The 15363-nt window shown below is 41.6% G+C and carries 13 protein-coding genes and 1 tRNA gene; 2 read left to right on the top strand and 12 right to left on the bottom strand.

Going from position 1 to position 15363, the window contains the following annotated elements; translation table 11 throughout:
* Positions 1-42: 42 nt before the first annotated feature.
* From rpoB to ACNKW3_RS12975, 8 genes are all read right to left on the bottom strand, one after another.
* A complete protein-coding gene (gene rpoB, locus ACNKW3_RS13010) occupies positions 43-4071 on the bottom strand; it encodes a DNA-directed RNA polymerase subunit beta (protein WP_427399736.1) in 4029 nt (1342 codons plus the stop codon).
* A gap of 277 nt (positions 4072-4348) precedes the next feature.
* Positions 4349-4723, bottom strand: a complete 375-nt coding sequence (gene rplL / locus ACNKW3_RS13005; RefSeq protein WP_427399735.1) for a 50S ribosomal protein L7/L12 — start codon at positions 4721-4723, stop codon at positions 4349-4351.
* A 56-nt stretch (positions 4724-4779) separates the two neighbouring features.
* Positions 4780-5298 carry a 50S ribosomal protein L10 gene (gene rplJ, locus ACNKW3_RS13000; protein WP_427399734.1) on the bottom strand — a complete coding sequence of 173 codons (519 nt, stop codon included), beginning with the start codon at positions 5296-5298 and terminating at the stop codon, positions 4780-4782.
* A 276-nt stretch (positions 5299-5574) separates the two neighbouring features.
* Complete coding sequence (gene rplA / locus ACNKW3_RS12995; protein ID WP_427399733.1) at positions 5575-6267, bottom strand: 50S ribosomal protein L1; 693 nt, start codon at positions 6265-6267, stop codon at positions 5575-5577.
* A 4-nt stretch (positions 6268-6271) separates the two neighbouring features.
* Positions 6272-6700 (bottom strand): 50S ribosomal protein L11, encoded by a 429-nt coding sequence (gene rplK, locus ACNKW3_RS12990; protein WP_427399732.1) that lies wholly within the window; start codon positions 6698-6700, stop codon positions 6272-6274.
* Between the two features lie 150 nt (positions 6701-6850).
* Entirely contained in the window at positions 6851-8449 is a 1599-nt protein-coding gene (locus tag ACNKW3_RS12985; protein WP_427399731.1) for a diguanylate cyclase domain-containing protein, read from the bottom strand.
* 4 nt (positions 8450-8453) lie between these two features.
* Complete coding sequence (locus ACNKW3_RS12980; RefSeq protein ID WP_427399730.1) at positions 8454-9701, bottom strand: hypothetical protein; 1248 nt, start codon at positions 9699-9701, stop codon at positions 8454-8456.
* Between the two features lies 1 nt (position 9702).
* On the bottom strand, positions 9703-10221 hold the full coding sequence (locus ACNKW3_RS12975; RefSeq protein WP_427399729.1) for a hypothetical protein: 519 nt from the start codon (positions 10219-10221) through the stop codon (positions 9703-9705).
* Positions 10222-10395: 174 nt separating this feature from the next.
* Here ACNKW3_RS12975 and ACNKW3_RS12970 point away from each other — a divergent pair, with 174 nt between their 5' ends.
* Positions 10396-12306: a propionyl-CoA synthetase gene (locus ACNKW3_RS12970; protein WP_427399728.1), complete on the top strand. Its 1911-nt coding sequence runs from the start codon at positions 10396-10398 to the stop codon at positions 12304-12306.
* Between the two features lie 83 nt (positions 12307-12389).
* Here the strand turns inward: ACNKW3_RS12970 and ACNKW3_RS12965 are convergent, their stop codons facing one another.
* The 4 genes from ACNKW3_RS12965 to ACNKW3_RS12950 all read right to left on the bottom strand — a co-directional run bounded on the left by ACNKW3_RS12965 (position 12390) and on the right by ACNKW3_RS12950 (position 14186).
* Positions 12390-12986, bottom strand: coding sequence for a glutathione S-transferase family protein (locus tag ACNKW3_RS12965; protein WP_427399831.1), 597 nt, complete (start codon positions 12984-12986; stop codon positions 12390-12392).
* A 158-nt stretch (positions 12987-13144) separates the two neighbouring features.
* Positions 13145-13681, bottom strand: a complete 537-nt coding sequence (gene nusG, locus ACNKW3_RS12960; protein WP_427399727.1) for a transcription termination/antitermination protein NusG — start codon at positions 13679-13681, stop codon at positions 13145-13147.
* A gap of 1 nt (position 13682) precedes the next feature.
* A complete protein-coding gene (gene secE, locus ACNKW3_RS12955; protein ID WP_427399726.1) occupies positions 13683-14060 on the bottom strand; it encodes a preprotein translocase subunit SecE in 378 nt (125 codons plus the stop codon).
* Between the two features lie 49 nt (positions 14061-14109).
* A tRNA-Trp gene (locus tag ACNKW3_RS12950) sits at positions 14110-14186 on the bottom strand.
* Positions 14187-14504: 318 nt separating this feature from the next.
* Between ACNKW3_RS12950 and ACNKW3_RS12945 the strand changes: the two genes are divergently transcribed.
* On the top strand, positions 14505-15359 hold the full coding sequence (locus ACNKW3_RS12945; RefSeq protein ID WP_427399725.1) for a crotonase/enoyl-CoA hydratase family protein: 855 nt from the start codon (positions 14505-14507) through the stop codon (positions 15357-15359).
* The last annotated feature ends 4 nt before the right edge of the window (positions 15360-15363 follow it).

The following is a 15363-nucleotide window of genomic DNA, read 5'->3' as shown; positions in this document are numbered from 1 at the left end:
GGCCAATGCCGGGCCAACCTGTAATTTAGCGCTAACGCTTGCTTAGTTTTCTTCAAGCTCGATGTTGATACCCAATGAACGGATTTCTTTCAACAATACGTTGAAGGATTCTGGCATGCCAGGTTCCATTCTGTGGTCGCCGTCAACGATGTTCTTATACATCTTAGTACGGCCGTTCACATCGTCAGACTTAACTGTAAGCATTTCTTGAAGCGTGTAAGCTGCGCCGTAAGCTTCAAGCGCCCACACTTCCATCTCACCGAAGCGCTGACCACCAAACTGTGCTTTACCGCCCAGTGGTTGTTGGGTAACAAGGCTGTAAGAGCCTGTTGAACGAGCGTGCATCTTGTCATCAACCAAGTGGTTAAGTTTCAACATGTACATGTAACCTACAGTAACAGGACGCTCGAATGCACGACCAGTTCGGCCGTCAAACAAGGTAATTTGTCCTGACTCTGGAATGTCAGCAAGTTTCAACATCTCTTTGATTTCTGACTCGCGCGCACCGTCAAATACAGGTGTTGCAATTGGCACACCACCACGAAGGTTGTCTGCCAAACGCATGATTTCGTCATCACTGAAGCTGTCTAAATCAACTTCTTGACGCGATTCACCTAAGGTATAAACCTGTTTTAAGAAATCACGTACCTTAGCTGCTTCTTGGGCTTCTTTAATCATGCGGTCAATTTTTACACCTAGACCGTGAGCAGCCATACCTAAGTGAGTTTCAAGAATCTGACCAATGTTCATACGAGAAGGTACACCTAGTGGGTTGAGTACGATATCAACCGGAGTTCCTTCAGCATCATGTGGCATATCTTCTACTGGCTGAATTGTCGAGATAACACCTTTGTTACCGTGACGACCGGCCATTTTATCACCAGGCTGAATACTACGTTTAACTGCTAGATATACTTTTACAATCTTAAGAACGCCAGGCGCTAAGTCATCACCTTGAGTGATCTTGCGACGCTTGATTTCAAACTTCTTATCGAAATCGTTCTTAATTTCGCTGTATTGTTCAGCAGCTTGATCTAAGTCTGATTGTGCATCTTCATCTTTGAGCACAATATCGAACCATTTTTCACGCGGTGTTTCAGATAATTTAGTATCTGGAATACCAGACTTGATTAACAAATCTCTTGCGCGAGCGAAGATACCATCAGCAAGAATACCGAATTCATCGCCAAGGTCTTTCTTAACCTGACGTAACTGCATGTCTTCGATTTCTAGTGCACGCTGGTCTTTTTCAACACCGTCACGAGTAAAGATCTGCACGTCGATTACAGTACCAGAAACACTGTTAGGTACACGTAAAGACGTATCTTTAACATCAGATGCTTTCTCACCAAAAATGGCTCTCAATAATTTTTCTTCTGGTGTTAACTGAGTTTCACCTTTAGGTGTAACTTTACCTACAAGGATATCGCCGCCTTTAACTTCAGCACCAATATAAACAACACCAGATTCATCCAACTTACTCAATGCAGACTCACCAACGTTAGGGATATCTGAACTGATTTCTTCAGGACCTAATTTAGTATCACGAGCGATACAGCTTAGTTCTTGAATGTGGATAGTGGTAAATCTATCTTGTTGAGCAACACGCTCTGAAATTAGAATCGAGTCTTCGAAGTTATAACCATTCCAAGGCATGAACGCGATGCGCATGTTTTGGCCTAGTGCTAACTCACCTAAATCGGTAGAAGGACCGTCTGCTAATACATCACCGGCAACAATTGGTTCGCCAACGTTACAAGTAGGACGTTGGTTAATACAAGTGTTCTGGTTTGAACGAGTGTACTTAGTTAGGTTGTAGATATCGATACCCGCTTCACCAGGTACCATTTCGTTTTCGTTAACTTTAATAACGATACGGCTTGCGTCTACATAATCAACTATACCACCGCGCTTAGCAACTACAGTAACACCTGAGTCAACAGCAACGGTTTTTTCCATACCAGTACCTACAAGCGGCTTATCAGCACGTAATGTAGGAACAGCTTGACGTTGCATGTTTGATCCCATCAATGCACGGTTTGCGTCATCGTGCTCTAGGAATGGGATAATACTTGCAGCGATTGATACGATTTGCTGTGCTGAAACGTCCATGAACGCGATATCTTCACGTTGCACTAAGGTTGTTTCACCACGTAGACGACAAGGAATCAAGTCTTCTACTAAGCGACTTTCAGCGTCAAGTTCAACGTTCGCCTGGGCGATTGCATATTGACCTTCTTCGATTGCTGATAAATATTCGATATCGTCAGTCACTACACCGTCAACAATCTTACGGTATGGCGTTTCTAAGAAACCAAAATCGTTAGTTCGCGCGAAACTTGCCAAAGAGTTGATCAAACCGATGTTTGGACCTTCAGGGGTTTCAATTGGACAAACACGACCGTAGTGCGTTGGGTGTACGTCACGTACTTCAAATCCCGCACGTTCACGCGTTAGACCGCCTGGGCCTAGTGCAGAAATACGACGTTTGTGCGTAACTTCTGATAACGGGTTGTTTTGGTCCATGAACTGTGACAACTGGCTTGAACCAAAAAACTCTTTAACCGCTGCTGAAATAGGCTTAGCGTTAATAAGATCTTGTGGCATTACGTTATCAAGATCACCTAATGACAAACGCTCTTTAACTGCACGTTCAACACGCACTAAACCAACACGGAATTGGTTTTCAGCCATTTCACCTACGCTACGAATACGACGGTTACCTAAGTGGTCGATATCATCAACTTCGTCTTTACCATCACGAATAGTGATGAGTTGTTGCATTACCGCAACTATGTCGTCTTTATCTAGAGTACCAGCGCCCGTGGTATCTTGACGACCTAAACGGCGGTTGAACTTCATGCGACCTACAGCTGATAAGTCATAACGCTCGTCAGAGAAGAACAAGTTGTCAAATAAGTTTTCTGCTGCGTCTTTTGTTGGTGGTTCACCAGGACGCATCATGCGGTAGATTTCTACCAATGCTTCTAAACGGTTGCTAGAGGGATCAATGCGGATAGTGTCAGAGATGTACGACCCGTGATCAAGTTCATTGATGTACAGAGTTTCAAATTCATTGATACCTGCATTTCTCAACGCTTCTAAAATTTCTAGTGTTAACTCGTCGTTTGCGTTTGCAATGACTTCACCAGTATCTTCGTTTACATGGTTAGTAGCTAATACTTTGCCTACCAAATATTCAGCAGGTACTACTAACTCAGATACTTTTGCTTTTTGCAATGCGCGGGTGTGACGAGCTGAAATTCTTCGGCCTTCTTCTACGATAACATTGCCTTCGTTATCAAGAATGTCGAATTGAGCAGTTTCACCACGTAAACGATCGGCTACAACGTCCATTAGGAAGTTGTCTTCGTCTATGCGAACAGATACTTTTTCGAAGAAAAGATTTAGGATTTCTTCGGTGCTCATTTCAAGGGCACGTAAAATGATAGTCGCAGGTAATTTTCTACGACGGTCTATACGTACAAATAGGTTGTCTTTAGGATCGAATTCAAAGTCTAACCAAGAGCCACGGTAAGGAATAACACGTGCGTTATAAAGCACTTTACCAGAACTGTGAGTCTTACCTTTATCGTGATCAAAGAAAACGCCAGGCGAACGGTGTAACTGAGAAACGATTACACGCTCAGTACCGTTAATAACAAAAGTGCCGTTTTCTGTCATCAATGGGATTTCACCCATATAAACTTCTTGCTCTTTAATATCTTTTACTGTGCCAGGCGCAGCTTCTTTATCAAATAAGACTAATCTTAATTTGACGCGCAATGGCGCAGAAAAGGTTACACCACGGATTTGACATTCTTTAACGTCAAACGTAGGTTCACCCAATCGATACGAGACATACTGAAGTTCAGAGCTTCCAGAATAACTCTTAATTGGAAATACTGATCTAAATGCTGATTCTAGGCCATACTGACCATCAGGATCTTGATCAATGAATTTTTTAAATGAATCTAATTGTATTGATAGGAGGTATGGAATTTCCAATACCTGTGGGCGCTTGCCAAAATCCTTACGGATACGTTTTTTTTCACTATAAGAGTAAACCATGGGTTCCTCAGCCGACTGATTTTAGACCCGACCTGCTACACAACGACAATAATAAATGCGTAACAAACTTCCTGTACCCTTTACTTTTTGGGTGCCAGCTCAAGCATAAACCAAAACAGCCGATAAAACTGTAAGAATTCAAAACTTAACGCTTTCCCCGCGCAAAAATCTATTGAAATAAAGGGCAAATTTTTTGCAATAGATATAGCGCAAAAAGGCTGATGGTTAAAAACCATCAGCCTAAGCCTATAATAGGCTAGCAATTAAAATCAATTAATTACTTAATTTCAACTTCAGCACCAGCTTCTTCAAGCTGCTTCTTCAGTTCTTCTGCTTCTTCTTTAGCAACGCCTTCTTTGATTGCCTTAGGTGCAGATTCTACTACTTCTTTAGCTTCTTTCAAGCCAAGACCAGTAGCACCACGTACAGCTTTGATTACTGCAACTTTGTTAGCACCGAAAGAAGTAAGAACTACGTCGAATTCTGTCTTCTCTTCAGCTGCTTCAGCTGCTGCTGCTGGACCTGCTGCTACAGCAACTGCTGCAGTAGCTTCTACGCCGAACTTCTCTTCTGCTGCTTCGATCAGTTCAACTAATTCCATCACAGGCATTTCTGCGATTGCGTTTAAAATATCTTCTTTGGATAGAGCCATTTCTCTAAACTCCTGGGTATAATGTTAAAATATCAATAAAATTGCCAAGACCAAAACTATTTTTGATCTTTGATCGCTGCCAATACACGCACAAACTTGGTAGGTACTTCGTTGATTGTCTGAACGAACTTGCCAACCGGTGCTTTGAAGGTAGCAAGTAGTTTCGCCAATGCTTCGTCTCTTGTTGGTAGAGAAGCAACTGCGTCCAGTTTGTCTGGACCCAATAAACCACTACCAATAGATAACGCTGTCACTTTCAACTTATTGTTGGTTTTCACGTAGTCTTTGAAAAGACGCGCTGCACCACCAGGTGCATCTAGTGAAAATCCGTAAATAAGTGGTCCAGTTAACGCACTGTCTAAGTCAGCAAACTTACTTTCTGATAAAGCACGTTTTGCAAGAGTGTTACGAATTACTTTTAAGTAAACGCCTTGCTCACGAGCTTTAACACGAAGTTCGGTTAGCTCACCTACTTCCATACCACGGTATTCAGCGACGGCAACGGATAGAGCGCGAGATGCTACATCGGTCACTTCCGCGACGATCTCTTTCTTTGCTGCTAAACCTAATGCCACTGAGTTCACCTCTTAAAATCTGATGTCCACCTAAACAACTAGCTTTCATCAGGGTTTACAGATTGATACCAGACAAATCTGGTACCGCTCTACGGTGTTCATTTCCCAGAGAGTCTGAGCTGAAACCACCGTCTGCGCAGGCATCAATTAAGTTTGTCATTGGATGCTAGAGTTCTCTGACCTCTCTAGCTGACGCACACCTGCGGTCTTGGACGGGAGTCGATACATATTGCGTATCCACTCCAACCCATAGCCTTTTCAGAGTTAGCTTTGGTATTAGCTGATAGAGCTTTGGTCTACCGAAATACCAGCACCCATAGTGGTGCTTAAGCTAATTTTCTTGAAGTAAGTACCTTTAGCAGAAGAAGGCTTAGCCTTTCTTAATGCTTCTAAAAGCGCTTCAAGATTTTCTTTAATTTGTTGCGGTTCAAACGCTATTTTACCGATGCTAGCGTGAATGATACCGTTCTTATCGTTACGGTATCTAACCTGACCAGCTTTTGCATTTTTAACTGCAGTAGCAACGTCTGGCGTTACTGTACCGGTTTTAGGGTTTGGCATAAGTCCACGTGGACCTAAGATTTGACCTAGTTGACCAACAACACGCATTGCGTCTGGGCTAGCAACTACAACGTCAAAGTTCATTTCGCCTTTTTTCACTTGCTCAGCAAGATCTTCCATACCTACGATATCAGCACCAGCTTCTTTAGCTGCTTCAGCGTTAGCGCCTTGAGTAAATACAGCTACACGTACATCTTTACCAGTACCGTTTGGTAGTACAGTTGCACCACGAACGTTTTGGTCAGATTTACGAGCATCAATGCCAAGGTTTACTGAAACATCGATGCTTTCAGGAAACTTAGCAGTTGCAAATTCTTTTAGAAGAGCAACGGCTTCATCAAATTGATACTCTTTTACCGGATCAACTTTTTCACGAATAGCGCGTAAACGCTTAGATAATTTTGCCATTGTCTTAGTCCTCTACATTCAAGCCCATTGAACGCGCAGAACCAGCGATGGTTCGTACTGCGGCATCCATATCGGCTGCTGTTAAATCAGGCTCTTTCGTTTTCGCAATTTCTTCTAATTGCGCACGATTCACTTTACCCACTTTTTCAGTGTTAGGACGGCCTGAACCACTCTTAATACCTGCTGCTTTCTTCAATAAGTAAGATGCAGGTGGTGTTTTTGTTTCAAATGTAAAAGAACGATCTTCATACACAGTAATAACTACTGGTGTTGGAGCGCCTTTCTCCAATGATTCTGTTTTTGCGTTGAATGCTTTACAGAATTCCATGATATTTACACCATGTTGACCTAATGCAGGACCAACTGGTGGGCTTGGGTTTGCTGAACCCGCACCTACTTGTAGCTTAATTAAGCCAGTAACTTTCTTCGCCATAATGGTTGCTCTCTATTAAATGGGTCAAGCGCCTTGTAAGTAAAGAGAATACTTACTCAAACGGCTTCCCTCGCATAAAAAAGGGCGCAAATTATATGCTTTTAAAATGAACAATGCAATACTTTATTACAGGTAATTTAAGTAATTTGTCTATGCTGATTTGTCCGGTTTGGCAATCAGGAAATCGCCTCGGCTTTTTTCTTTTACTTCGTACATGGTTTTATCGGCTTCGTTCATTAAGCCTTGTATGTCTAAATCAAAATCCGCACTATGCACCACGCCAATACTTGCACCAATGGTTACTTGAGTTTCACTAGCAACAGTTAAAGGCTGACTAATGTTATGGATAAGGCGCTTACAAATGGTCGCGAGTCTTTCATCATCAGCGGCAATTTCAAAACCTATTATGAATTCATCCCCACCCCATCGACAACAGACCGAATTATAGGATTCAAAACTAGTGGTTATAATCTCTCCTACATGGCGTAAAACTTTATCACCCGCCTCGTGGCCATAGGTGTCATTCACAGGTTTAAATTTATCTAAATCTATCATCAGTAAAGCAAAATTATTTTGATGTCGTCCAGCTTTATGTCCATCCAGCCTTTCGGCCATTTTTCTTAGAAAAGCGCGTCTATTGTTAAGGCCTGTTAATAAATCATGGTCAGCTTCAAATTTTATTCGCTTTTCTCTATCTATTCTCTCTGTAATATCGTGGGCAATGACTTCAATAAGCACATCATGCTTATTTCGCATCACTGAACGCTCGCCTGATATTCTGGCGAATAGGCAATGCAACACTCTGGTATTACCATCAACAATTAAGGAGAGATCTATAGCCACTTGCTGATTCGAGTGACTTTGACGCAAATGTTCTAGGTGCGATAGCAGGTGACTGTTATCTTCGAATATAGACAAAAACTCAGTCGAGGTTTTCAAACTAGGACATAGCTGCTCAAATGCCGGATTTTTTGTTATCAACTTATTGTTACCATCAATAATCCCAATGCCAGCGCTAGCCTGTTCGAAAATTAACTTAAAGTGATGTTGCAGTTTTTCATAATGTTGCCTCAATTGCTGCTCGGTAGAAAACTGCGCCTGAACTGTACTAACTAAGACATTAATACCTTTTATCATTTGCCCCAATTCGTCTTGTCTTGGATAGGCGATATCAATAGGCTTTAAACGCTCGGGACTTAAATCACTTTGCTTTTCGAATTTGGTAGTCAGACGACGCAAAGGCGAAGTTAATTGCAAATGTACTACTACGCCAACACTTGCAGCTATAAACAAACTTACAATGGTAAACAGGACAGCGTTTTCAAAGCTATCTTTGCGCGCATTTTTAACGATTAAGGCGTCATCGGGGAATATTTGTAACACGCCTACGTTAATTTCTGGGCTAAAGGGATCATTTAATTCAACCACTATACTTTTTTTGCTCGAAATATCTCCAGTTTTAACGAGTAAATCATCATCGCCTGTCAGTATTACCCCTTTGATTAAATCGTTTAACACAAGTCCATTGACTATTTCTAACGCCAAATCTTCGTCATTTAAATATGCTGATATCGCGGCAGTCCTCTCGACACTTGCTCCTATCTGTTCAATTACATGGCGATTGGCTAAATTCTGCTGATTTAGTTTGTAGTAATATCCTAACACCGCGGTGACTGTCACCAGCAATATACTCAGTGACGCTATCACCAAGGAAATTCGGACATTGATAAACTGATTCCAATTTCTCATAAGCTTAAAAAACAGTACTCACACTAAGATGATATACATTGGTGGTTCGGGATTGAGTTTGCCCAAGAATTGCGTTATTGCCAAACAATCCTGAACCAGGAAAATCAATTTTATATCGATTCACTTGCACTTTAAGACACCACTTTTCTGCCATATCCCAGCGCAGACCTAAGCCGATTGAAGTTTGGTCGATAGCAGTATTAACAGTTGAGTTATTCGTTGTATTGAGCAACGCCGGAATTGCGAAATTTAAAGGCGGTGGAAGTTGAGAAACGTCTGGTAACGGATAGATCTCATAATCCTCTTCAGGTTCGTTGAATGCCAACATAATGTAAGGGGTAAAACTCTGGATATGTTTCCCAAGCGATATGTAGCCAAATTTAGCATCCGCCAAACTACTCCAATTTGCACGATAGAATGCAAGTTCTGTTTGAAATATCCATTCTCCATCGTCAAATGCTGCACCAACACTGAGGTAGTTTGCTCGCTTGTTTTCAGGATCAAAGTAATCTGCAATGATTTTTCCTTGGGGGAAAAACTCTGTAGGAATAGCGTTTAGATTTGCTATAAAACTATCAAAATTTGGAAATTCATAGTTGTCCATAACACCCGTTGCAGCAGATAAACTAAATCTCCAATATAGAAACTGTTGCTCCAGACTTAAAAACAAAGCCTCAGTAAAGTCTAATTTAAATTCACCTGACTGACCGTCCATCCTTACAGGAGTATAGCCATATGCGAGCGACGCAGTTATATGCCCACCTTGAACATCGTCAGCAAAGGTCACTTCAACGCCATCGACTTTAGATGAGCTGGTCGCTGCACCATACATTTCTATCGGAGGTCTAGCCCATAAATAAGCATAATTTGCATCCCGATATTCTGAAAGCATATAGAGCTTGGTGTTTAGTCGACCCGCTCTAACAGACCAGGCGTTATTCACTCGATAGCGCAAAAATGCCATATTGATGTAAGTTGACAAATGTTGATATGACTTGTCAGTAAACGACCCTTGAATAACAGCTTCAAATTTATCGTTGAAGCTATATTGCGCTTGCACGCCGATTACAGAATCGGGTAAGAAACTAGTAGAAGAGCGGCCAGTGTTGGTCAATGAGGCTCTAAACTTTACATCTGAATCGTCAATGTGGGTTAATGCTAGGGTGGCAAAGCCGTCAATTCGTAACTTCTCGTTACCATTCGTCAGGCAACTTATGCTCATTAAAACGAAGAAAATAAGAAATCTAGGCATCTCAATTCACCTTCTCATTCTCAAACTCAAATAACACTTTAAATCCTTTTGGCAGGTCGGATTTTCGAGTAAAAGCAATGGCATTTAAATTCGCCGTTAATAGTTCGCTTGCGCTGTTTAAATCAACCACGCGACTTGGGGGGAGCGCTCTGCCTGAAAAAAGCAATCTTGACCAATAAGCATTTACGCGCTTCGTGTTCATACCAATAAGTTGCAGATAAAAGGCTTCTCGTAAATTCTCTGAATCTTCATAATCCAGTGCCAAAACCCGCTCGTTAGTGGGAAGCTGTATGGCTCGTCCCATGTAGATATCGACAACCTGTTTTTTTGTCAAGGTTTTGAGAGGGCTATCAACATGGTTAATAACCACTAAGGGATCATTTTCTGACTGCGCTACAATGACCGTCGAAAATAGTAATATGCAGGTCAATACAATTAACTTACGCAAAGAAAACTGCATTTGTTTTCTATGTGCATAATCACCCAACATGGTAGCCGCTCGAAATTCTAGTTTTCGCATCTCTACTTAAGTATAAATTATTAAAAAACATTTAATAGGATTAAATTGCATACTTAAGTATAAAACCAAAATGTCAAAAATCGCCAGATGTAAGCCCGAAGTCTTATCAAATTAGATGCCCTTTTGCGCTATCGTTGCTTACAGCAAACGAAGTGAATTCACCATGAGGTTAATATGAGCTATCAACAAGAATATGGAAATGCAGTAAATAACCCAGAAGCGTTTTGGCGCGAGCAGGCAGAGAAGCTTGCTTGGTATAAGGCACCAGATACAATCTTGCAAAACGACGAGAATGGTATTGGCCGATGGTTTGTCGACGGTGAATTAAATACTTGTTATCTAGCAGTGGATTATCACGTTGACCAAGGTAAAGGCGATCAAACGGCCATTATTTACGATTCTCCTGTCACCAATACTAAGCAAAAAATCAGTTACAAGGAATTACAAGAGGCGGTGTCTAAATTCGCCGGTGGTTTAGCTTCTTTGGGTGTGAAAAAGGGTGACAGAGTTGTCATTTACATGCCGATGATTCCACAGGCCGTTATTGCAATGTTAGCTGTGGCGCGCTTGGGCGCTATTCATTCAGTGGTATTTGGTGGCTTTAGTGCTCATGAACTCGCGATACGAATTGATGATGCCCAACCCAAGGTAGTAGTGACAGCTTCTTGTGGTATCGAAATTGAACGCGTTATTCAATATAAACCCATGGTTGATGAAGCAATAGAATTGGCAGAATACAAGCCGTCGAGTGTAGTGTTATTGCAACGAGAGCAATGCCAAGCATCAATGGTCGAAGGTCGTGATGTCGATTACAATACCCTTGTAGATTCTAGCGAACCCGCTGGCTGCACAGCAGTGAAAGCAACCGATCCTTTATATATTTTGTATACCTCTGGCACCACAGGTAAGCCAAAAGGGGTTGTTCGTGATAATGGTGGTCATGCCGTCGCGCTAAATTACTCCATGAGCACTATTTATGGTATGCAACCAGGAGATGTTTTTTGGGCAGCATCTGACGTTGGTTGGGTTGTAGGACATTCTTATATTGTCTATGGTCCCTTAATTTACGGTTGCACTACTATAGTTTACGAAGGTAAGCCTGTTCGTACGCCAGATGCAGGTGGCTTCTGGCGAGTTGCTGAAGAGTACAAAGTCAAAGCACTTTTTGCGGCACCTACTGCATTTAGAGCAATTCGCAAAGAAGATCCAGATGGTAAGCTCATTGGCGATTACGACTTGAGTGCCCTTGAAACTATCTTTATGGCAGGCGAACGTTTAGATCCGCCGACTTATCATTGGACAGTTGAAAAAACCGGTAAGCCAGTAGTTGATCATTGGTGGCAAACCGAAACTGGTTGGGCAATCTGTGCTAATCCAGTTGGCTTGGGCACATTGCCGACCAAAGCAGGGTCTTCAACAGTGCCCGTACCAGGATTTAATGTCAAAATTCTTGATTCACTCGGGAATGAACTTCCCGCCAACACCCAAGGTACTATTGCCATTGAATTACCGCTCCCTCCCTCTTGTTTACCCACGATTTGGGGTAACTTTGAACGCTTTAAACAAGGCTATTTATCTGAATATCCCGGCTATTATTGCAGTGGCGATGGCGGTTATGTGGATGAAGAAGGTTACTTGTTCATCATGGGTCGAACTGACGATGTAATCAACGTAGCAGGTCACCGCTTATCGACGGGTGAAATGGAAGAAGTCTTGGCATCTCATGAAGCAGTAGCTGAATGCAGCGTTATTGGCGTTGCAGATAAGCTCAAAGGGCAAGTTCCAGTAGGCCTGACCTTGTTAAAAGATGGAGTAGACATTGATGAGGAGCAACTTCAAGCAGAGCTGGTTGCCATGGTACGCGAAAAAATAGGGCCATTGGCTTGTTTAAAACGCACTATAGTCGTTCCCCGTTTACCCAAAACCCGTTCAGGTAAAATACTGCGAAAACTTCTTCGTCAAATAGCTTCCGGACAGGAATATTCTGTGCCATCTACCATTGACGATCCAAGCAGTGTATCGGAAATACAGTCAGTTATGTTGGATAAAGGATTAGTGGACGATAGAAGTCCAGAAGAAGTCTAATTCAGAGACCTGCCCAATCGGTTGTTAAAATGATAATCGATTGGGTGTTTTTACCTTAATACCTTAATGAGTACTAACTAACCCTACGACATAGGAATAAATTTAGGATCTGCTTTAATTTTATCAATCCACTGCTGTATGGCTGGATATAACCCAAGGTCAAATCCACCTTCATGTGCTACATGAGTGTAAGCAAACAGGCTTATATCTGCGATTGTTAAACTGTCTCCTACAAAGTACTGATTTTCTTTTAAATGTTGCTCCATAACAGATAAAGCTTTGTTGCCACCCGCTTGTTTCATTTCGAACTCTTGTTTGCGATCATCAGGCATTCCTAAATACACATTAATATAACGAGCTACCGCAATGAAAGGCTCGTGGCTATATTGTTCAAAGAACTGCCACTGTAGAACTCTAGCTCTATCTAAAGTGCTCTCAGGTAAGAAATCAGTGCCTTCGGCTAGATAATTTAAGATGGCATTTGACTCCCAAAGCGTCTGGTTATCTTCCAACACAATTAAAGGAATTTTCTTATTTGGATTAAGCTTTTCAAATTCAAGACTTTGGGTTTGGCCTTTTAAAATGTCGGTGTGAATCCACTCATGTGGGACATCCAAGAACGCGCACAGCAAGGCGACTTTATAGCAGTTCCCAGATTGCATATCTCCATATATTTTGATCATTTCAATTCCATTGGCTTAACTGTAGTTGTGCGAACTAATTTACTTCACGGCAGGTTAAAAATACAACAAAAAAAAATCCAGTGACTAAGCACTGGATTTTTTAAGGGTTAACTCAGATTGTGTTGATGACAGTCAACTATCTATGTTGGGAGTTATTACCCTTTTTCAACCTGACTAAATTCAAGCTCAACAGGTGTTGAACGACCGAAAATAAGTACAGATACTTTAAGTCTGCTTTTCTCGTAATCTACTTCTTCTACAACACCGTTGAAGTCAGCAAATGGACCATCGGTAACACGAACCACTTCGCCCGGCTCGAACAAAGTTTTTGGTTTTGGCTTGTCTACAGATTCTTCTAAGCGATTCAAAATAGCATCTGCTTCGCGCTTTGAAATTGGCATAGGTCTGTCAGAAGTTCCACCAATGAAACCTAGTACACGAGGGATGCTCTTAACTAAGTGCCAAGAATCTTCATTCATTTCCATTTCGACTAGCACATAACCAGGGAAAAATTTACGCTCTGATTTACGTTTTTGACCGGCACGCATTTCAACAACTTCTTCGGTAGGTACTAAAATTTCACCGAAATATTCTTCCATGCCATGCATTTTTATATATTCTTCTAAGGTCTTTTTAACCCTTGATTCATATTGGGAAAATGCTTGAACAACATACCATTTTTTTTCAGACATTTTATGCTCCGATGCCGGTGATTAGTCCTACAGCCCATACGATTAGCATGTCAAAAAGATACAAGACTACGCCCACGATTGCTGTTGCTGCTATTATAACTAGCGTAAGTCTAACCGCTTCTTGACGCTCAGGCCAAACAACTTTGCGCACTTCGATACGCGCTTCTTTAGCAAAGGTTAAAAAGGTAGAACCTTTGTGCGTTGTTGCAGCTATACCTAAAGCAATTACTGCCAGTACTAATGCGCCAATGGCTCTGTATAAAATACTGATATCAGTATAGGTTTCATAGCCGTATACCAAAGCAACGATTATAGCTATGACCAATGGCCATTTTACCATGTCTAACGAATTAGACGTCTTTTCTGCCTTATCACTCATTTGTGTTACCTTTAAGATATGTCGATATTTATCGACTATCAACAAATATTGGCAGGGGTGGAGGGACTCGAACCCCCAACCATCGGTTTTGGAGACCGCTGTTCTACCAATTCGAACTACACCCCTAAAATCTTTTTAAATTCTTACAGTTACACTACCCTTGTGAGTTTGTCGATTGTGGGGAAACGTCAGCGTCATAAGGGAGGGACGCGTATTATACTCAAGATGGCAATGGTTACAAGCTAAACAAAACGATTTTCATGGATTTTTACAATTGTCTGGACAGCAAAAACCTTGTTTTGCTTCGTTTTAAATTAGTAAAAATGTTTTCGGACATTCTTTGTGGTTATATTCATCGGTTTAATTACATCACATAAGCAGGGGTTTCTCGTATTCTAGTTAACACTGATATAACATCTTTGGCAAAAAAGGAGATTGCTTCTTATGTCATCATCACCGATTGAAAACTTAACCACACTGACCGTTTCTATTGAAGATAAGATTGCGCATATTGTGCTGTCTCGTCCTGAACAACTAAACTCAATGATTCCAGAATTCTGGCATGAATTACCCGAAGCAGTTCGCTTTATTGATGAAAACAGCTTAGCTCGCGTTATCGTAATTTCTGCCCAAGGAAAGCATTTTAGTGCAGGCATGGATTTATCTGTATTTCAAAACATGCAATCCAGTTTTGAAGGTGAACCAGGACGCAGAGCCGAAAGACTAAGACGCATGGTATTGGAACTACAAGATAGTTTTAATGCATTAGAAGAAATAAGAATCCCAGTTTTAGCCGCAGTTCATGGGGCTGTTGTGGGAGGAGCTGTGGATATGATATCTGCATGTGATTGCCGATACGCCACTCAAGACAGCTTTTTTACCATTAAAGAAACTCAAATAGGGATGACAGCAGATGTCGGTACACTGCAACGTTTACCTCACCTAATGTCACAAGGGTTGGTAAAAGAACTTGCGTATACAGGTCGTAACTTTCCTGCAGCAGAAGCACTAGACCATGGCTTTATCAATGCTGTTTATCCTGATCAAGAGAGCATGCTTGCTGCTGTATTCAAACTGGCCAAACAGATGGCAATTAACTCTCCGTTAGCCGTTTCTGGATGCAAATCTATGCTTAATTATTCTAGGGACCATAGCGTAAATGATAGCCTTACATATATGGCTACTTGGCAAAGTGGTATGTTCCAGATGCCAGATGTGATGGAAGCGTTAAAATCCGAACAACAGAAAAAACTGCCTGAATTTGACGAATTACATCCCAAGCATAAACAAATGAAATAATGGG

The organism is Glaciecola sp. 1036 (assembly GCF_050306235.1).
GTDB lineage: Bacteria > Pseudomonadota > Gammaproteobacteria > Enterobacterales > Alteromonadaceae > Glaciecola.
The sequence above is the reverse complement of the archived record's forward strand: the minus strand, read 5'-3'. Positions and strand labels throughout refer to the sequence as shown.